20 protein-coding genes are annotated in these 18688 nt (G+C 41.6%); 8 read left to right on the top strand and 12 right to left on the bottom strand.

The window, feature by feature from the left end; genetic code table 11:
• Positions 1–134: 134 nt before the first annotated feature.
• The 5 genes from DSOL_RS23435 to DSOL_RS23455 all read right to left on the bottom strand — a co-directional run bounded on the left by DSOL_RS23435 (position 135) and on the right by DSOL_RS23455 (position 6111).
• Positions 135–2174, bottom strand: a complete 2040-nt coding sequence (locus tag DSOL_RS23435) for a hydantoinase/oxoprolinase family protein (protein ID WP_075367165.1) — start codon at positions 2172–2174, stop codon at positions 135–137.
• A gap of 70 nt (positions 2175–2244) precedes the next feature.
• Positions 2245–3327: a M24 family metallopeptidase gene (locus DSOL_RS23440; protein ID WP_075367166.1), complete on the bottom strand. Its 1083-nt coding sequence runs from the start codon at positions 3325–3327 to the stop codon at positions 2245–2247.
• A 610-nt stretch (positions 3328–3937) separates the two neighbouring features.
• On the bottom strand, positions 3938–4063 hold the full coding sequence (locus tag DSOL_RS29395; RefSeq protein WP_083642974.1) for a helix-turn-helix domain-containing protein: 126 nt from the start codon (positions 4061–4063) through the stop codon (positions 3938–3940).
• A gap of 304 nt (positions 4064–4367) precedes the next feature.
• Positions 4368–5705: an MFS transporter gene (locus DSOL_RS23450; protein ID WP_075367167.1), complete on the bottom strand. Its 1338-nt coding sequence runs from the start codon at positions 5703–5705 to the stop codon at positions 4368–4370.
• 172 nt (positions 5706–5877) lie between these two features.
• Positions 5878–6111: a proline racemase family protein gene (locus DSOL_RS23455; protein ID WP_235838973.1), complete on the bottom strand. Its 234-nt coding sequence runs from the start codon at positions 6109–6111 to the stop codon at positions 5878–5880.
• Positions 6112–6534: 423 nt separating this feature from the next.
• Between DSOL_RS23455 and DSOL_RS23460 the strand changes: the two genes are divergently transcribed.
• The gene (locus tag DSOL_RS23460; protein ID WP_075367168.1) at positions 6535–7122 is read left to right on the top strand and encodes a Druantia anti-phage system protein DruA; all 588 of its coding nucleotides are present in this window, start codon (positions 6535–6537) and stop codon (positions 7120–7122) included.
• A 10-nt stretch (positions 7123–7132) separates the two neighbouring features.
• Positions 7133–7474: a hypothetical protein gene (locus DSOL_RS23465; RefSeq protein WP_075367169.1), complete on the top strand. Its 342-nt coding sequence runs from the start codon at positions 7133–7135 to the stop codon at positions 7472–7474.
• A gap of 408 nt (positions 7475–7882) precedes the next feature.
• On the opposite strand, the gene DSOL_RS23475 is transcribed toward DSOL_RS23465, so the two are convergent.
• The 7 genes from DSOL_RS23475 to DSOL_RS23505 form a co-directional block, all read right to left on the bottom strand.
• On the bottom strand, positions 7883–9019 hold the full coding sequence (locus DSOL_RS23475; protein WP_075367171.1) for an S-methyl thiohydantoin desulfurase family protein: 1137 nt from the start codon (positions 9017–9019) through the stop codon (positions 7883–7885).
• 66 nt (positions 9020–9085) lie between these two features.
• Complete coding sequence (locus DSOL_RS23480) at positions 9086–10174, bottom strand: M24 family metallopeptidase (protein WP_083642980.1); 1089 nt, start codon at positions 10172–10174, stop codon at positions 9086–9088.
• A gap of 69 nt (positions 10175–10243) precedes the next feature.
• Positions 10244–10519: a hypothetical protein gene (locus DSOL_RS23485; RefSeq protein ID WP_075367172.1), complete on the bottom strand. Its 276-nt coding sequence runs from the start codon at positions 10517–10519 to the stop codon at positions 10244–10246.
• Between the two features lie 14 nt (positions 10520–10533).
• Complete coding sequence (locus DSOL_RS23490; protein WP_075367173.1) at positions 10534–11691, bottom strand: S-methyl thiohydantoin desulfurase family protein; 1158 nt, start codon at positions 11689–11691, stop codon at positions 10534–10536.
• Positions 11692–11709: 18 nt separating this feature from the next.
• Positions 11710–13305: a hydantoinase/oxoprolinase N-terminal domain-containing protein gene (locus DSOL_RS23495; protein WP_075367174.1), complete on the bottom strand. Its 1596-nt coding sequence runs from the start codon at positions 13303–13305 to the stop codon at positions 11710–11712.
• Between the two features lie 4 nt (positions 13306–13309).
• The gene (locus DSOL_RS23500) at positions 13310–14089 is read right to left on the bottom strand and encodes an aspartate/glutamate racemase family protein (protein WP_075367183.1); all 780 of its coding nucleotides are present in this window, start codon (positions 14087–14089) and stop codon (positions 13310–13312) included.
• Positions 14090–14163: 74 nt separating this feature from the next.
• Positions 14164–15171 (bottom strand): proline racemase family protein, encoded by a 1008-nt coding sequence (locus DSOL_RS23505; RefSeq protein WP_075367175.1) that lies wholly within the window; start codon positions 15169–15171, stop codon positions 14164–14166.
• A 522-nt stretch (positions 15172–15693) separates the two neighbouring features.
• Between DSOL_RS23505 and DSOL_RS23515 the strand changes: the two genes are divergently transcribed.
• From DSOL_RS23515 to DSOL_RS29265, 6 genes are all read left to right on the top strand, one after another.
• Positions 15694–16065 carry a transposase family protein gene (locus DSOL_RS23515; protein ID WP_075367177.1) on the top strand — a complete coding sequence of 124 codons (372 nt, stop codon included), beginning with the start codon at positions 15694–15696 and terminating at the stop codon, positions 16063–16065.
• A 37-nt stretch (positions 16066–16102) separates the two neighbouring features.
• The gene (locus tag DSOL_RS23520; RefSeq protein WP_075367178.1) at positions 16103–16420 is read left to right on the top strand and encodes a hypothetical protein; all 318 of its coding nucleotides are present in this window, start codon (positions 16103–16105) and stop codon (positions 16418–16420) included.
• A 289-nt stretch (positions 16421–16709) separates the two neighbouring features.
• Positions 16710–17300 (top strand): tyrosine-type recombinase/integrase, encoded by a 591-nt coding sequence (locus tag DSOL_RS29835; RefSeq protein ID WP_075367179.1) that lies wholly within the window; start codon positions 16710–16712, stop codon positions 17298–17300.
• Positions 17297–18151, top strand: a complete 855-nt coding sequence (locus DSOL_RS29840; protein ID WP_075367180.1) for a tyrosine-type recombinase/integrase — start codon at positions 17297–17299, stop codon at positions 18149–18151. Before DSOL_RS29835 ends, DSOL_RS29840 begins: the two co-directional genes overlap by 4 nt.
• Complete coding sequence (locus tag DSOL_RS29665; RefSeq protein ID WP_282433575.1) at positions 18141–18272, top strand: hypothetical protein; 132 nt, start codon at positions 18141–18143, stop codon at positions 18270–18272. Before DSOL_RS29840 ends, DSOL_RS29665 begins: the two co-directional genes overlap by 11 nt.
• Before the next feature lie 4 nt (positions 18273–18276).
• Positions 18277–18528 carry a DUF6262 family protein gene (locus tag DSOL_RS29265; protein WP_345788420.1) on the top strand — a complete coding sequence of 84 codons (252 nt, stop codon included), beginning with the start codon at positions 18277–18279 and terminating at the stop codon, positions 18526–18528.
• Positions 18529–18688 lie beyond the last annotated feature (160 nt).

Here is an 18688-nt window from a genome sequence, read left to right on the forward strand (position 1 = left end):
CCCTAGGTTACCATATTATGTCGGTAGCGACATAACTAATCATAAATACCACATTTAACCATTTAGTCATCATTCGATGGCTTATTTGTCGTGCCTATTTACTTCGGTAGTTAGAGTTACTGTCGATTTCAGACTTAAATCCCCCCGATCTTTTTGATTAAAAGATTGAAAAAACCATCTACAGTAATTTCATATTTCGGCGGAACCACTGTAGTTGTAGTTAACTCCTCTATAATTGCCGGACCGAAGAATTTCTGTCCCGGTTTTAACGTGGTTCTATCATAGATGCCAGTATCCCAAGCCTGTTTGTAGAATATTACTCTACTGATCTTTTTGGGTTTGGGAGCAGTGTACTCCATGATTTCGGTTTTCTCTTTTGGAACCCTTTCCAATTTTCCTAATCCGGTTAAACGTACATTAACTACTTCCACTGAATCGCCCGAACTATGGTGACCATAAACCGACTCGTGGAGTTGATCAAAATCCGTTCTCATTTTCTTTAACGAATCTTGGGAAAGAATCGCTTCATCAAAGAGCACATTAAGCGTATGGTCTTGCCCCATGTATCTCAAATCAACACTCCTACGGTATTCAGTTTTATCCGCACCGATATTTTGTTGGTAAAGTATAGCCGACACTTCTTCCGTCATTTCGGCAAAGATGTCGTTCATGGCTTCAGCGGAAAGGTCCTCCACGTTATTTTTATGGGTTCGCACTGCATCCTGCCGGATGTCGGATTGGTGCATACCCCAGGCTGAAAATGTTCCCGGCATTTCCGGTACCAAAATCGTGTTGATGTCCAACTCCTCTGCGGTCAGGCAGGCGTGCATTGGACCGGCGCCGCCGAAAGCTACAAGGACAAATTGTCTTGGGTCAATGCCTTTCCTGACGGTAATCTGCCTGATAGCATCAGCCATTTTAGCATCGGCAATATTGCAAATGCCTTCAGCCGCTTCTTCCACAGAAAGATTAAGCGCATCGGCAATTTTTTTAACTGCCTTCATGGCAGCTTCTTTATCCAAAACCATGTTGCCCCCCAGGAAGCCTTCGGGATCAACCCGACCCAAAACTACATTGGCATCAGTAATCGTGGGTTCCTGTCCCCCATTTCCATAACATGCTGGGCCCGGATCAGAACCGGCACTAATTGGGCCAACCCGCAATCCTCCTCCTTCAATCCAAGCAATACTACCGCCACCAGCTCCAATCGTGTATATATTTACCATCGGAGTTAGGATAGGAAAACCCTCAAGATCTGTTTCTGTTGAGACATCAGGCTTCCCATCAACCACCATACTGACATCATAACTGGTTCCGCCCATATCTACACCAATCAGGTTCATGTAACCAAGGGTTTCGCTCAGAGATTTGTTCCCAATGGCACCGCCCACAGGGCCGGATAACAGTGATTGAATCGGACTTTCCTTGGCAATTTCCGCGGTAATTACCCCGCCACCTGACTGCATAATATATACGGACTCTTTGAACCCCTGAGACTTCATTCTGTCTTCCAGTACTTCCAGATACTTTGCGACATTAGGTGCAATATAGGCATTGAGAACAACGGTACTGGTACGTTCGTATTCCCGCCATTCTCTCGCAATCTTATGGGATAATGAAATAGATTTTCCTGGTAAAGCCTTTTCCAGTATATCCCGAATTTCAACTTCATGTTCCGGATTGCTGTAAGCATTAATTAAACAAACAGCAATGGAATCAAAGCCTCTTTTTTTAATTTCTTCAGCAACCCGCACCACGTTGTCCTTATCTAGAGATACTTCCACAGTCCCGTCAAACAAAACTCTTTCGTTAACCTCAAACACGTCTTTTCTTTCGACAAGAGGTTTGGGTTTTCTGAAATACATACTGTACATCTCGGTCCGGTTACCCCTGCCGATTTCATAAACATCTTTAAATCCTTTGGTAGTGATTATTGCAACCTTTGCACCTCTTCTTTGGAGAAATGCATTTAATCCAGAGGTTGTCCCGTGAACAAAAAAATCAATTTTCGAACAATCCCCTAATTCTTCGGTGATACCCTTAATAATGGCATCAGACAAGTTCTTGGGAGTTGTTAGAGTTTTACCCGCTTTATATTTTCCGGTTGAAGAATCGTAAAAAACAAAATCCGTAAATGTTCCACCTATATCCGCAGAAACCCGATACTGACTCATAATTAGTTCCCTCCCAAAAGTTTAACTCAAAACAACCTGATTACTAAATTTCCAAATTACCCCGCCGATGTTAGACCTTAAATAGCTCTCTCGGGAATAGATTAAATCTCTCGCTTCCGTTTTCCGTTGCCACAACAATGTCTTCGATTCTGATTCCAAATTCACCGGGTAGATAAATCCCAGGTTCAATACTAAATACCATTCCTGTTTCGATTATGAGATCGTTTCCAGTATACACATACGGTTCTTCATGAACCTCGATTCCTAAGCCGTGTCCTGTGCGATGGACAAAGTTTGGTCCGTATCCTCCCTTTACGATAACATCACGTGTCACCCTATCAATCTCGCCAATAGGAATCCCAGGTTTTACGGCCTGAACTCCTGCTTCCTGTGCGTTTCGAACCAGTTCGTACACTTCCAGCATCTTCGGGGTTACCTCCCCAACAGCTATGGTACGGGTCATATCCGAGCAGTAATAGCTTACAATACCACCCATATCAATCACGACCATATCTCCCGCTTTTATGATGGTCTCATCCGATTGATGGTGAGGTTTTGCTCCATTCGGTCCTGCCCCTACAATTGGAAGAAACGCCAGATCATGCACCCCCTCTTTTTTCCATAAAAATTTCAACTCTTCCACAACTTCAATTTCTTTAACACCCGGAACAACCTTCTTCATAATTTCTCGCATAACGCGATCGGCCTTTATTCCGGCCTCGCGCAGCAATTCAATCTCAACTGAATCCTTGATCCGGCGAAGGACACCTAAACTCCCGCTACTATTCACAAATTCCAGGCTAGGCTTATGCTTCATTAGGGATATCAGGTTATAGCTTGACCATAGGTTATCAACCGATATGATACCGTTATCAGGTAAATATTTAGCGAGTAGTTCAATGGCATCCTGTCCATCTTTCCAGAAAATTGTTTCTATGGTACATGAAATCAAGTCTTCCTCATGCATTTGGGGGGCTAGAATAATCGGGTCTTCATTTTTTCTAATTACACATACCAACAGTCTTTCATGTGGATCAATCCACGTTCCCGTAAAATAAAAGAAGTTCGCCGTCGAAACAGCAATTACTGCATCAATCCCTTGTTTTTCCATCAATGATTGAACACGTGTAATTCTTTTTAAATAAGGATTCAATTTTCTGCCTCCTCTAATTAAGTTTCCTTTTCGACCATCATCCCTTACAGATTTGAAGTACCAAATATTCGGTCTTTTTTAAAGCAATTTGAAAAAATTTGACCCATTAGTTTACCAGGAACCTTTGTGGGAATGGATCGTTATCTTGGACACTAAACTGATGGATGCAAGCAGGCTGATCCTGTTATTTCGGGAATAATTCCGCTATATTGTTCAACAGCTTTCTCCTCCAATTGCGATTGTCAAGAAAAAAGTGAGCCCATTCAAAGGCTGTATTTGAACAACATAAAAGCACAAAAGTTACCACCTCACAGATTTTTGCCAGATAGTAACTTTACGCCCAGTTTTATGCGTGAATTATCAACAACAATCTTGTCCCTGCCGTCGGGGCTGTGGATAGTGTGGTCAAGCTCTTTTAAGACAGACCCCAAACACTAAATAGCTTGTCCAAGCAATGTGGTCAACCTGAAGCGGCCAAGCGAAGAGTTGTCCACATTGCGGCACTACCCATAGCCCTATCTAGCAGTTCCATAATGAAGTCTAACACTTCATCCGTCACGACATATTTGTTGAGACCGCTTGTTCCCTCCCTTTCCCAAGGCACATGTGATCAGTTAAAATACCGCTTCACTGTGTTCCTTGATATACCAAGAATCTTCGCTATCGAACGCTGGGACATGTTTTCGTGTTCGTGAAGATACCTGATTTTCTCGTAAATCTCCACTTCTATCGCCACTCCTTTACCTCCGTATCACCAGATTTTCAACTCTCTGATTATACAGGTTTTTTATTGCAAGTAGCTCACTATTTTCCTAGCGTTCCCCTTAATTCTGGCTCACTTTTATTATAGCGTTCATAACAATTTCAGATGCGTTTGCTCTAACCCGTATCCCATAATTATCACCGTTGAACACGCCCCCATCAGCTTTCAACGCATGCAAACAATTCCTGCACCGGGAGTGTTATGACGATAGCACAACCGTCTCCCTGTTATAAGAGAGACAGTTGTCCATTCTACTTAATAACGCTATTAATTCAAATTAATGCAAGATCTCCCCTTCTGTTTCCCGCAGGAACAAAACGGAAATAAACGTAATAACCAAAAAGACCGAGATAAAGGAAACTGTCACCATAAAGCTAAATTGGGCTACCATCATTGCTCCAATTGCGATAGGCGCAATTGTATTTGCAACACGTTGAAGACTAGAACCCAAAGAGTAACTGACCCCACGGATTTCGGTAGGATACAATTCAGCCAGCCAGGTATCCCATACACCCCATGCTCCCAAGCTGAAGAAGGAAAGCACAAAGTTCCAAATATACAGTTCCGTCAATGAATTAGAAGAAGCAAAACCAAAACCACCAACTGCTGACAACAGGACAAACCAGAACATAACCTTCTTACGACCGTATTTTCCTGTCAAATAGGATGCAGCCATATATCCTGGGAACATAAACAGGGCAGAAATCGCCATAAAACCAAAGCCTTGCGGTGAACTAAGACCCTTTTTCGCCAGAAGTAACGGCATCCACGTTGTAAGTCCCCAGTATCCCCATGCAAAACTAAAATTGATGATCATTTGCAAAATCGTTATACGTAAGAATTTTCCCTTGAAAAGCTCAATATAAGAACCTTGCTTCATCTCGTCAACAACAAGTTCGACAGTATCCAATTCTTCATCCATCTTATTTCTCGCAAGCTTCCGAATTACCTCTTTTGCCTCCGCTTGACGGCCTTTTCCAGCCAACCAATAGGGAGATTCCGGTACAAGCGCCAACACAACAAAAGCCCATAACCCAGCCAGGGAACTAATACCAATGGCCCAACGCCAGCTAGCAATGTTTAAAGATAAATAGGCAATGCCAAGCGCAAGCAAATATCCTATCGGCCAACCGGAAGCCAGATACACGCTTGCTCTCCCGCGCACTTTCACCGGCAATAGTTCTCCAAAGTATGGGAACGACGTAATCAGTACTCCGGAGAGACCCAATCCTGCCATAAACTGCATACACCAAAGCATATCATAGCTTACTGCTACAGCGCCGATCAATGAGAAAATCCCAAAAAGCACCAAACTGTAGATCATAGATTTTTTGCGTCCAATCTTATCGGTAATTTTCCCCCATACTAAGCAACCAGGCATCATCCCAAGGAAGATTGCACCAATCAAAGAACCAATTTGAGTTCCATCCAGCTTAAATTCTGCTCCAATTGAACCACTGACTAAGACAACGATCATCATTTCCCATGATTCAATCACAAAGGAGAAAAAGAGCGCCAGTCCGGCTTTCCAATGCGCTCCCGTCACTGGCATGGTATCGAAAAGTTCTCCTACTTGCACAAGCTTTTTTTGCGATTTCAGATTTTCTTCTGACATCGTTGTTACCCCCTTAATGAGATTTTAGAATCAATTTTTTAATGAACTTAAACCACCAAGGCTTGCTCCTAGCATCTGTTACAAAATTGCAAATAGCTTTTCTAAACTAAAACCTTACCCTCCGCATTCTCCTTTCCATAAATCCCCACTACAGCTAATAAGCCTTGCCCGCTCACCTCCCATCATTAATCATGCTAGTATCCCGCATTTCGCAGACAATTTTTACCAGATCATTTATGTCAAAGCATATCTTTGTGCCTCTGGGTGCGTTCATTAGAGTTTTCCGCAGCCAATCTAATTCCTTTTCCATGTAAATCTTCTTTTCCATCATAGTTTTTCCTATGATGCACGGAGCCCCGCCTGTAACAATACGGGTCGGTTCACCCATCGTATGGGAGTCGACCATTTGTATATAACACCTATTGTTTCGCATCCCTGACGGAGCAGTTCTCTCAATCGTTGACCTATCACTTTGTGCCTCATATTCCTGAAAACTCCGGGGGTGATTCCGAATGTTTTAATATGGTAATATTAACAGAGTCATACTCATGAACCATTCCGAATCTCTAAATAGCGAATGATCTTTGCTTGGCTATCGTTTTAGTGGCGTGAGCAATCTCCGTACCGTTTTTTTCAGTTAGAGAATAATTACTTGATATAGGACACTGAAAATATCCTGAGTATCATTAATTGTGTCGGTTGTGTTTTAAGCTTGTCTCCGGTTCCAACGACCGTGTCATTTTCTTCTTTTAAACCTTTTCTTACTACCTGTTCCATGATTGACAGCATCATAATCGTTAAAAGAATGAGATGAAAATCCTATCTTATTGTGTGGAAGGGAATTCACCGCACGAGAACTGAAAGATATTTAGAAACGGTGCGCCTGTTTCTTCTTCTTAGTCGGCAAGATCTGTGTTTAACAATTTGCGAAAACATAAATTGGGTTGCTCCGAATGGTCGGTATAAGATCGATGCTTGCCGACAACTCTTGATTAAATTAGAGGCACAAGTTGCGCTGAGATTGCCAGATTTGCGGAAAACCATTCCAGGTAAGAAAACCGTCATCCCGGGAGTGCTCACCGACGCAGGTAGCACACTGGTAGGCACCGTCTCTCAGTTTGAGCCTATACACCTAGAAGCAGTACGTAAGTCAAAGGAAATTCGCCTCTGGAACGAGTATGTACAGCGCTATCACGTGTTAGGATATAAGCGTCCGTTTGGTGCCCACCAACGGTATTTTATTGTGTTAAAGACCGATTCGGAATACCGCCGTCTGGGTTGCCTGTTGTTTGCTGCTTCAGCATGGGCTTTAGCGGACCGGGATCACTGGATCGAGTGGAGTGAAACCGACCGTAGCCAAAGACTACATCTCATCGTCAAAAATACCCGATTTCTCATTTTCCCAACGTTTACTTGAAACCATCGACGTGGAAAATATCGAGGAAGCGCTTATCCATATTATTCAGAAATTACTGCGCGGGAAAAAACTGCGAGATTTCTTAGTGACCAAAGACTATCTCATCGCCATCGATGGAACTCGAAAAATGAGCCGTCCTTACCGCTGGAGTGAGGAGTGTTTGCAAAAACGGATTCGTGGAACGGAAGACCAATACGAATACTATGTCTATACTTTGGAGGCGAATCTCGTGTTTTCCAACGGGTTGACACTACCCCTGATGACAGAGTTTTTGGATAACACGTCAGAGGTCAATCCTGAAAGTAACAAGACTGTGAAAGTAAAGGTTTTAAGCGACTGGCAGCCCGGTTGAAGGATTACTTTCCCCGTCTAGCCATCAAAGTCTTGCTAGATGGGCTTTATGCTAATGGACCCGTCATAGAACTTTGCAAAAAAACAACTGGGAATTACGATGCCAAAGGTTCTTTAAACTTCTTCATGCTTCAGCTCTGTATCAAGGTAAAGCGAATTGACAAAATGGGGATTTTTTAATTGCTGAAATCGTTTTTCCACACTACTTTGAGTTTTATATTCTAAAAGCATGGCGGGGGATGCTGAAGTTGTAGTAGATCTCAAGATTGAAAACCAGGAGAAAGCGATTGAAGCGGTAATAGAAAAAGCTAAGGACAATGTGCAGGCAGCGGGCGGGATTAGACAGACTGGAATCAGGAATAAAAGAATTAAATTCTCTTTAAAGTCTTCCATCATTTACAAGTGATATTTATTTACGGATTAATTTCTCCACCGGAATGTAGTCCATGTCATAGCCAAAATATCTTGGTCCAAACGTTTCAATGCCTTTTGCGCTTCTCATTCTTTCGTGTGCAGGTATCACCACGATGGAACCTCTATAACCGTATTTAACAATATCAGTTCTGATCGGTTCACCAGTTTCCGGATCCAGAATGGTAATCAAATCCGGAGTCATGCATTTGACCTCATTATCGATAATTAGGTTTAGCCATTCATTTTGAAAGTCTATTTTTGCGGTAGATCCTTTGTATTGTCCGATTCCCTCCATGGTTATCTGTCCTAGGGAAAAACCTTTTGTGGTTTCAGCTCCAAATTCCCTGTTAATATCAACTACTTTGCCGGAAAAACATTCAAACCCATGAGCAATTTTTTCCACCTCTTTAATTGGGTTGGAATGTTCTGTGCGGCACCTGAAAATAGCTTTACCGAGATCCCATGTCATACTTACAGAATTTAAAATCGCCGTTTTTTTGACTTGCAAACCGGTCATTGAGTACCCGGCAATCCAAGCAATACCGCCATAAGCCATTGCTGAACTTCTGATTATTCTCTCTGCAAGGAGGGCATCTTTTGAATCAGCAATAGTGACATAACCTTTTTCGTTTGCAGAAGCCGTTGGGGATGGTGAAACCTCATTAATATAAAATGACGTCATTTGAAGCTCAGGGAAGGCCCTTCCCATCCCATCACCGTCAATTACAGGGATTCCCATCACGCCTGCAACTGCCATGGGTACTGGAGTATTTACACCACCGGCTTCAGGAGGAATAATTGCCTCAACCTTTTTGCCTAAATATTTAAACAGTTTTTCATAACACCAATATAGCTCTTTTCCGCTAGGAGTCTTTTCCGTCAGCACAAGAGCTGATCCCAAACAAGCTGCGATTGTCACAATTATGTCATCCGGTACATATTTCGGATCAACAAGAATAATTTCCTTTCCTTCATTCAAAACATTCAGTGCCCACAAAAGACCAATCTCAGGGTCTCCTCCGCCACCGGTTGCCAAAATTGAAGCACCAAGTGTTATTTCCTTTATCCCCTGTTCGTCGACTTTTCGATATTCCTTGATTCCCCATTTTTCCAAGACATCATAAATACTCACTGTACTTCCTCCCTCCCTCTTTCAAATTAAGATTATCTCTCGTTTTATCTCACTCATTCTCCTATACTAATTAATTAGGTTTCTATCTGTTTTAGTCAGAACTTCACATCCTGTTTCAGTGATTAAGACCATGTCTTCAACCCGGGCTGCCCCGACCCCTTCTACGTATATTCCGGGCTCAATTGTTACAACCATATTGGGCATCAGAATCGTGTTACTGCCAACATCAATAATCGGTTTTTCGTGAATACTCATTCCCAATCCGTGGCCGGTCAGATGAGGAAAGTTGCTTCCGTAGCCAGCAGCAGAAATAATATCTCGTGCCACTTTATCAATTTCCCATGCTTGTTTTCCAGGTTTAAGAGCCTTTATTGCTTCTTGTTGGGCATAATAGGCTAAATAAAAAATTTCTCTTTGATGATCACTTAGGTTTCCTAGCGAAAATGTTCTGGTTAAATCCGAACAATAACCCTTATAAATTGCACCCATGTCAAAAAGAATTAACTCGCTCTTAGAAATCTCCTTATCACTTGAAAACCTCTGTGGCAACCAGGCGTTTTTTCCGGACATTAAAAATGGCGGAAATGAAGTTCTTTCGGCCCCGTTTTTTTCCATAATGTATCTTGCTAAAGCAGAAACATCCGCTTCCCGGACACCCTCCTGAACAATTTTTAAGCTTTCAAACATGGCTTGATCGGCGATCTCAGCTGCTTTTCTTATGAGGGGTATTTCTTCTTCAGTTTTGACTGCTCTGAGATTGGTTAAAATATTATCAACGGATATTAATTCTCCATGAAAAACTTCTTTTAAGAAATTGATTTTGTGATAAGTTAAAACATCTTCTTCTATTCCAACTTTTTGTATTATTTTTTCCTGTAATATTTGTGTCAAGGGCATCAAATAATTGGGATTATCCTCCGGGAAAATTACTATGTTGTTAATCCAACAGTTCAGAATAGCCCTTTTGTAGTCTAAGACGGGGACAATATAAGTAATTTCGGCATCTGCAGTAATAACGAGAATGGATTGAACACCTTCTGTCATTCTCAACTCCGTAAAATATCTAATGTTTGCCGCGTCGAATAAAATGACAGCATCAATCGCATTACTTTGTAACATGTTAGCTATATCCAGAACTCGTTTTTTCAGATCCAAAAAATTCACCCCTTATTAAAAAGATTTTTGTACTCGAGACATGAAAATGTCCCGAGTACAAATTAATTATTAAAACATGGTCTCCAACTCTTCCACGATATCTGGGTTTACCAGGTAAATTTTCTTTGGCACCCGGGATTCAATGTTAGAACTCGCCTGGCTGGTAAGTTCTAACATTATTAGTTCCTTTTCCAGATCGGCCAGCAATTTTTCTCCACTTTCTGTGTCAATGTTTGCCTTTTTAATTACATCTTTTTTTTCAGAATAAGGATTGTCAAAAACCACTTTTACAAGCTCCTTGTATCTACTATCTTTTTGAAAAAGCCTCATCAATGTTTCCATCATGGTTATATCCCTCCTTACCTTTGATTCAACTCTTCAACAGGCACATAATCCAAATCATATCCAAAATACCTCGGTCCAAAAGTCTCAATTCCTTTTGGAGTTCTCATTCTTTCATGGGCAGGCAGTACAACGATGGTTCCCCGATAGCCATATTTCATAATGTCTGTTCTAATCGGTTCACCAGTTTCGCTGTCCAGAACAGCAATGAGATCGGGCGGCAAACATTTGACTACACCATCTACCTTTACTATTAACCATTCATTTTGAAAGTTTAATTCCGCAATACTTCCCTTGTATTCGTTTATCCCCTCCATAATTATTTTTCCGAGAGTAAACCCTTTGGTTGACTCACTTCCAAACTCCCGTCCGATATCAATAATTTTGCCCTTAAATATCTTATATCCTTCAACATTTCGAACCTGTCTTAATGCTTTTAACATTTCCTCAATAAGATCGGCATGTTTTTCCCGGGCAGCAAAAACAGCTTTGCCCACCTCCCAGGCTATACTTTGGGAATTTAAAATAGACGTTTCCTTTAATTCCTTTCCTGACATGGGATATGTGGCAACCCACGAAATTCCACCGTAAGCCATGGCTACCTTCCGGGCAATCATTTCCGCAACATGGTCATTGTCAAGTGTATCAATGACGGTAATATTCTCCCGGTCGTCTACCGAAACCGTGGGAGAGGCGTGAACCCCATGGGTAACCCACGAAGTCATTTGAAGTTCGGGAAAGGCTCTGTTCATTCCATCAACATCTACTACTGGAACTCCATACTCCCCTGCGGCAGCGTATGCCAAAATAGAGTTAACCCCACCGCATTCCAAGGGAATTGTTGCCTTAAGGTTTTTTCCCATGTATTTCTGTAATGCGTCAATAGCGATCGTTAAGACTTTACTACTCGGCGGCTTTTCCGTTAGGCAAAGGGCAGATCCGAGACACGCCGGACTAGCGGCGAGAATGTCGTCAGGAACATCCATCGGATCAACCATGACAATTTCTTTCCCTTCATCTAACACTTTATATGCCCAAAGAAGTCCGATGTCAGGATCTCCACCCCCGCCTGTTGCAAGTATTGAAGCTCCAAGAGTAATCTCTTTTATTGCTTGTCTGTCAATCACCCTGTAGTTTTTTACTCCCCATTCCTTTAAAATATCATAAACTCCCATTTTCGCATCTCCTTCCAGTTAAGATATTTTTGCTTTTACTCTAACTCGGATACTTTCTCTCTTCCCAGGCATATAAGCAAACGGAATTTCTTCGATATCAATTACTTCTGTGGTCTCTCTAATCCCGCCCGCTGCCTGCACATTGTCCTTGGCTTTTTCTATTACCGCTTCAATCGCTTTCTCCCGGTTTTCAATCTCGAGATCTACTACACCTTCAGCATATGCGCCAATTTCTGCGATTGTTGTACCTACAGCGCCACCAACTTCAAAGTGTTCCGGTTTAATTACACCCGTAGTACCTTTAATATTTTTGTTAGGCACAACCATTGCCCCGCCTCCGATGAAGATAGCAGGAATTGGTTCCGCCGTGGTCTTCATTTGATCAATGACGTCTTCAACAGTCTTCTTAATTTCCGCCCAAGCATTTTCTACCAACTCTGGGCTTAATTTAGCGACATTTTCCGGATGAGTGACAAATTGGGTTTCAAAGATATCTAATCGCTCATTAAGATGTCCTACAGCAACCGCAATGTCATGTGTGGTTGTGATCGGTCCTCCAAAAGATCTGCCCAACCGTACCAGATTATGTCCAACACTTTCCGGGCCCAATCCTAATACCGCGTTTCCTTTGTTCTTAATAATCGTTCCGCCACCTAAAGCAATTGATAAAAGGTCTGGACATCGGATATTTGTCTTGACGCCGCCAATATTCACAGTGATTGATGATTCTCTGGGAAATCCATTGACAATATATGCAACGTCTGTAGAAGTACCCCCAACGTCAACCACTACACCGTTTTCAATTTTGGAAAGAAATACTGCTCCCCTGACGCTGGCTGCAGGACCAGAGGCCACCGTGAAAATCGGATAATCAACAGCATAATCTGCCGCCATAACGCTTCCATCGTTTTGTACAATAAAAAGGGGTGCCGCAATACCTCTGTCCTTGGTAGCCGCTTTTAAGGCGCTGACCGCTCGTCTCATCACGTTTATTACAGCCGCATTAAGAATCGTAGAATTTTCTCTCTCTAAAATCGATATCGAAGCAATTTTATGGGAAAGCGTAATATGCACATCTTCGCCTAAAATTTCTTTCGCGATCTCTGCAGCTCGTTCTTCGTGATCCGGCTTCATTGGGGAAAAGACCCCAGTTATGGCAACAGAATTGATTCTTCCTTTCATTTCCTTGCAGGCATCTGCAATTGCTTTTTCATCCAACGGGACAATATCTCTCCCATCATATTCGGATCCACCTCGAAGGATATAAACATTTCGCTCCCCACCGATAGCATCTTTTAATTCTTGAGGCCATCCAGTAAGAGGTGGAATTGCCGTTGTTGCGGGTGCACCCAAGCGCAGTATTCCCACTTGGTTAAGGTTTCTTCTCTCAATAATCGCGTTAGTTGTGTGAGTTGTCCCAAACGATACCATCGCAATTTCAGCTGGATTGATTTTACTTTTGTTTAATAAAATATCCAAAGCATTGATAATACCCGTTGTTACATCTTCAGTGGTTAATGATTTTGTTTTGGCAATTACATTATTCCCTTGCACAAAAACACCGTCTGTAAATGTTCCTCCAACATCAAATCCAACTCTAATGTTTCCCTTCATTATGTTACCTCCTCCACAGTCCATTCATATTGTATTGACTTTCTAAACCCCATGATTCAATTTCACTTTTCGGTGGAGTCTCATATCCGCCTATTTTACTATGACTCCAAGCAAATTTTCCTTGAAGCTCTACCAAAAACTCTGCCCACTTTAACGGAGCTAGAACTGCATCAATTACCGGAACACCAAGGTATTTTTGAAGTTCTTTATAAAAGCCAAACTGGATGGTACAACCCAAAATAATGACTTCCGCCCCATCTTTTTCTACAGCTTCTTTTGCCGCTTCTTTTAAGAGTCTTTCCGTTAGTTTTTCATCCTTGTGGAAATCGTAGACCCCAAGTCCTACCGATTTAAACGAGGCAAACTTATCTTTCAGGCCGCAGTTAACAACGTTTTCCATCATTTGAGGGATCCATTTGTTTCGCCCAACAATAATTGAGAATTTGTGCCCCATTGTCGCGGCAATATGCATGGACGCTTCTGCCGGAGCGGTAACAACCATTTTGTCCAATATCTCTCTTGCTTCCATTAATCCGGGATCGTAGAAACAACCTATGACGGCTGCATCATATCCTTCTTTCTCGGCGCTCTTCACTTTGTTTAACGTATCTAATAAAACAAGAGCCTCATAATAGGAATACTCCAAGTGTAACGGGCCTCTGCTCAGCGAAACTACATCAATAATTGTTTCTGAATCTTTCGCCGTGTCTAAATACTCTTGGATCGGTGCATCGTAAGTGTCTGTTCCCACTGGGTTAATCCACAATATTTTTTTTGGGGTCATAATTTTTTGCTCCTTTTTCATTTAATTTAATCCCTTAGGGTTAATTCCCCGCAGCTTGCTGCGGGGAGTTTCATTTAAGTAAGGGAAAAGCCATCGTGCAATGGATCTTCTAAATTTACCAAGAATTGGTGAATTCCTGTAATGAAAGCGCTTCCAGTTACCTTTGGAATTATTGCAGGATAATCTCCAACTTTTGTTTCCTCAACAACATAACCACAAAAAACCGATCCCATAATACTTTGGAATTTTAACACCTGGTTAATTCTTATTTTCTTTTTTGCATAAAGTACTGCTAGTTTGGCAGAAATACCCGTTCCACAGGGTGACCTATCTACCTGTCCTTTTCCAAATACTACACAGTTTTTATAGTCTGCTTCCAGATTGGTTGTATCATCAAAAATCTCTATAAGATCAATAGAATTAATATGCCTCTGTAAAGGATGCACCACTTTAACGCTTGTGTTTAAAGCATCCATAATTTCCATTCCTAGGTAAACTAATTTGGATTTATTTCCTTTTTCAATCTTTATGCCCAAATCTTTTGCTGGAACAATACCAAAAAAACTCCCACCGAAAGCAATATCAACAGCGATTTCACCTATTTGGGGAAGAGAGACCTTGTGATCATTTTTAAAAACAAAAGATGGAACATTTTGAAATGTTACATCTTTTACCTTATTGCCAATAACCCGTGCCTGTGTCTTTACCAATCCTGCAGGTGTATCTAAAACAATTTCCGTAAAAGGTTCTGTTACCTTGGGAATCATACCCATTTCCACGGCCACCGTCGCTACTCCAATTGTTCCGTGTCCACACATGTTGAGATACCCTTTTGTGTCCATATAAATCACGCCAAAATTTGCTGTTGGATCCACAGGTTGAGTAATTATTGCCCCAAACATATCATCATGCCCTCTGGGTTCCAACATTAAGGTCTTCCTGATGTAATCCATATTACTTTGAAGATTGTCTCTTTTTTCTGCCATACTATTTCCGGGAATATAGGGTATTCCGCCAATGACTACCCTTGTTGGCTCTCCCATGGTGTGGGAATCAACAGTAAAAATTGATTGTGGAGGCATAATCTTTTCTCCTTTTTATTGAATAGAATTTACATTCTTGATTTAACACCGAGTTACGAAATGAAATGCCCGCTATGTTTCGGTAATTTGAAAGAAATTGAATGTTATCACTTTTCACTAGTAAGTTTAACATTAATATTTTCAGAATATATATATTTGTTTAACAAATATATATATTCTATTTTGTCTAATACAGACAAAATAGGGAACCTACCTGGTCCCTGAACTTATAAATTCTGATATAGCAAAAAATGGGGCTGTTATAAAAAAGCAGCCCCATTTCTAAATCGGATACGATCTTTACAAAAAAAATAATGATTTGGAAAAACAATACCACTCCAATCACCCGTGAATTAAAGGAATCAAGCCCTGCAAAACGGTGAATCCCGATGACTAGACCCGAAAAACGACAAGAGAAACGAGCCAAGAGCAAGCACTCCGAATGAAGGAGTTAGAAGCCAAAGGATTCAACTTTGTAGGATCCGAGGAGTATCAAGAGAAACGTTCCATAGCCAATCGAAAGTGTGGCCACGAGACACCGGAAGACGAAAAATTGGACCGACAGCTCAGTACCGAAGCCGCGCTAAAGGTGTATCAAAGGACACTGCCCATCCTCCTCAATCGATTGAGCAAAATCAACGATCCCAGCAGCCTAAGAAGCTAAAACACAGTTTAACCGTCCTCATGATCTATGGAATCCTGATGTTTGTCTACCAACAGCCCTCTTTAAGGAACGCGAATAAAGAAATGAGCACGGCCATATTCTTCAAGAATATGAAAGCGATGTTTCCAGACTTTGAAACGATGCCGCATGCCGATACCTTAAGTCGGCTCTTGGAGAGAATCAAGGTGGAGGAAATCGAAGAAGAAATTCAGGAATTATCTGATCAATAAACGCTACGTCATAGCCATCGATGGGACTCAGAAGTTCATGAGGACCGAACAATGGACCGAAGAACCTCTGGTAAGGCATGTCGGTAAAGATAAACAAGAACAGTATTATGTTTATGTGTTGGAGGCCGTCGTCATTTTCGAGAAGGGGATCACGTTACCTCTCATGAATGAGTTTCTAAACAACGAGGAGTATCGAGAGGTTAGTACTAACAAACAACCTCTAGCTTGTCACATGAGCTGTTGTCCATGGGATACCAGCGAGCATATCTTCAGCCTTCGGCTTCCGGTATCCCTCGGAGCTATGAAACCGATCATTTACTTTCACTGCTGTGAAAACTATGTGTATATAATTTAACCTTGGCAAGGCCTATTTATAAAATAGCTGCCAGACTCTTCATTTCCTATTTGCCAAGCACACGTAAACAATGTTGATGGTATATTTTCTCTATAACTCCCAGTGTATACTGGGAAAAGGCATTTTGATACTGACAGTGGGATTCTCACGCCCACTTGCAAGTATATCAAATGCCTTTTTATGTTTGGGAAAAAGCAGAGAGAGGAGAAAAGAATTAATTGAAAGTTGAAAAGGTCATAACAAAAAAGGTAAGACACGGTATATCTTGCTAAATAATGAGGGGGAACCTATGGATTCAGTTATAAAGTTTTTGAAGTTTAAGGATAATAGCGGATCGGCTAGAGAGACGCTGAGGGCGTATTGTTATCACCTAAAGCTCTATTTTGAGTTCTTAGAGCAAAAGGGTTTAGTTTACCATGATTTAGGGATTAATGAAATGGCTGAATTCACGCGGTGGCTTCAAAACCCTCATGCAAGCGTCAAGGTGTCTTCTATTTCACCCTTTGTACCCGTCAGAAAACCCAACACCGTTAACACCATAATGACGGCCGTCGAAGTGTTTTACGATTACTTGAACCGGCACGTTGATTACTCCATTAAGTTGTCAGACAGGCTCAAACGACAGATGATGGGTTCCCGAAGAGGATTTAAAGATTTTCTATATCACATCAATAAAGACAAACTCTTCAACAAGAAGGTTCTTAAGTTGAAAGCAGCTAAATCTCGTCCGAAAACGCTACCCAAGAAAGACATCTCGTTACTGATTGGGGCATGTACCAATTTACGGGATGAGTTTTTATTACACCTGTTATGGGAATCGGGTATGCGGATCGGTGAGGCCTTAGCGCTAAGGCTTAAGGACTTCGAAATTGACGGTTGAGGATTCACATTAGAGACCGTGGTGAGCTGTCTAACTTAGCCGAGATTAAGACGGTGAGTAGCCCTAGAACTCTTGATGTCAGTGCAGATTTAATGAATATGTATATGGACTATATTACGGAATTCCATACGGACGAGGTGGATACTAATCATGTCTTTATTAAAATCGCAGGTGGAAATAAAAATTATCCCCTAGAGTATGGAGATGTCACTTCTCTATTTAAACGCATAAGTAAAAAAACAAGAATTCGAGTCAATCCACATATGCTTCGTCATAACTTGAGTAGCCTACGAAAACTCGGATGGAAACCTGAACTGGTACAAAAACGTGCCGGTCATGCGCACTACCAGACCACCGTCCAAGAGTATTACCATGTATCGGATGAGGAAGTCCGTGAGGCGTGGGAAGAAGCGACTAAACAAGGTTTTTTCAGAACTAATGAATCAGGTAAGCATACGGAAATTAACATTACATACGTACCCAACGATGACCTCGTTGAGTGGGAATATATTCGTTCGAATCTTGACGCAGTTAGAATGCCTCTGTGTTACTGCATGAAGCCCAAAAAACAGGAATGTCACACACAATTAATCCCTTGTCTGACCTGCCGAAACCTCTGCACTACCTCTGACTTTATTCCTCAATATGAGCTTGAGATTCAGGAAACGAAAGCAATGATTGAGCGTGGTAAGGCTCAAGGGCGTTCTAGCTGGATCTGGATGGAGAAAAACCAAACTTTATTGGAACGTTACGAGTCCATCCTAGCTGTTTTAAAAGAGTGCAAAATTCATCACAAAGCAAGCGAGAAAGGTCGTGAGTATGCAGTGGAGGAACTGAACAGTGCTAACTAATTATCCTCGTAACGCCGACGGCTTGAAGGCCTACTCCAAACAGAAACAACTTGAAACGGCTAAGAATGTTGATGAAGCAATTAAGCTTCTAAATAAAAGAAAAAGGCTCCATCAATTTTAGTAGTGTGTCTGAACAGTCCGGAGTTTCGAAAGCTTATTTGTATCAGCATCAGAATCTTCGTGAACGTATTGAGACTCTTCGCAAGCAACAGCAAGGCTTACCTTCTCGAAAACACATTAAAAACGAAATGACCGATTCTAGTAAAGACGTTCTCTTAGCCGCTAAGAACAAACGCATCAAAGTCTTGGAAGACGAGATAAGACACCTCAAAGACCAGTTAATGCGTCTCGGTGGAGAATTGTACGATAGCCTTTAACAACACGGGTGCATATTGGTGTTGCCGTGGTGTATAAATTGTAGTCAATTACACCATAGTGAGGAGGAAAAAAGTTGCCTAGACAGTCGATTGAACTACCTGAAATAACAATCACTTTGACGATCACTTATCGAAATAAGGGGTAAATGAAAAACTCCTA

Source organism: Desulfosporosinus metallidurans, assembly GCF_001936615.1.
Taxonomy (GTDB): domain Bacteria; phylum Bacillota; class Desulfitobacteriia; order Desulfitobacteriales; family Desulfitobacteriaceae; genus Desulfosporosinus; species Desulfosporosinus metallidurans.

What these genes read in the sequence shown, in the direction of transcription:
- DSOL_RS23435 (WP_075367165.1), bottom strand. Translation starts at nt 2,174, where the DNA reads ATGAGTCAGTATCGGGTTTCTGCGGATATAGGTGGAACATTTACGGAT.
- DSOL_RS23450 (WP_075367167.1), bottom strand. Translation starts at nt 5,705, where the DNA reads ATGTCAGAAGAAAATCTGAAATCGCAAAAAAAGCTTGTGCAAGTAGGA.
- DSOL_RS23455 (WP_235838973.1), bottom strand. Translation starts at nt 6,111, where the DNA reads ATGGTCGACTCCCATACGATGGGTGAACCGACCCGTATTGTTACAGGC.
- DSOL_RS23485 (WP_075367172.1), bottom strand. Translation starts at nt 10,519, where the DNA reads ATGATGGAAACATTGATGAGGCTTTTTCAAAAAGATAGTAGATACAAG.
- DSOL_RS23490 (WP_075367173.1), bottom strand. Translation starts at nt 11,691, where the DNA reads ATGGGAGTTTATGATATTTTAAAGGAATGGGGAGTAAAAAACTACAGG.
- DSOL_RS23495 (WP_075367174.1), bottom strand. Translation starts at nt 13,305, where the DNA reads ATGAAGGGAAACATTAGAGTTGGATTTGATGTTGGAGGAACATTTACA.
- DSOL_RS23500 (WP_075367183.1), bottom strand. Translation starts at nt 14,089, where the DNA reads ATGACCCCAAAAAAAATATTGTGGATTAACCCAGTGGGAACAGACACT.
- DSOL_RS23505 (WP_075367175.1), bottom strand. Translation starts at nt 15,171, where the DNA reads ATGCCTCCACAATCAATTTTTACTGTTGATTCCCACACCATGGGAGAG.
- DSOL_RS23520 (WP_075367178.1), top strand. Translation starts at nt 16,103, where the DNA reads ATGAGGACCGAACAATGGACCGAAGAACCTCTGGTAAGGCATGTCGGT.
- DSOL_RS29835 (WP_075367179.1), top strand. Translation starts at nt 16,710, where the DNA reads ATGGATTCAGTTATAAAGTTTTTGAAGTTTAAGGATAATAGCGGATCG.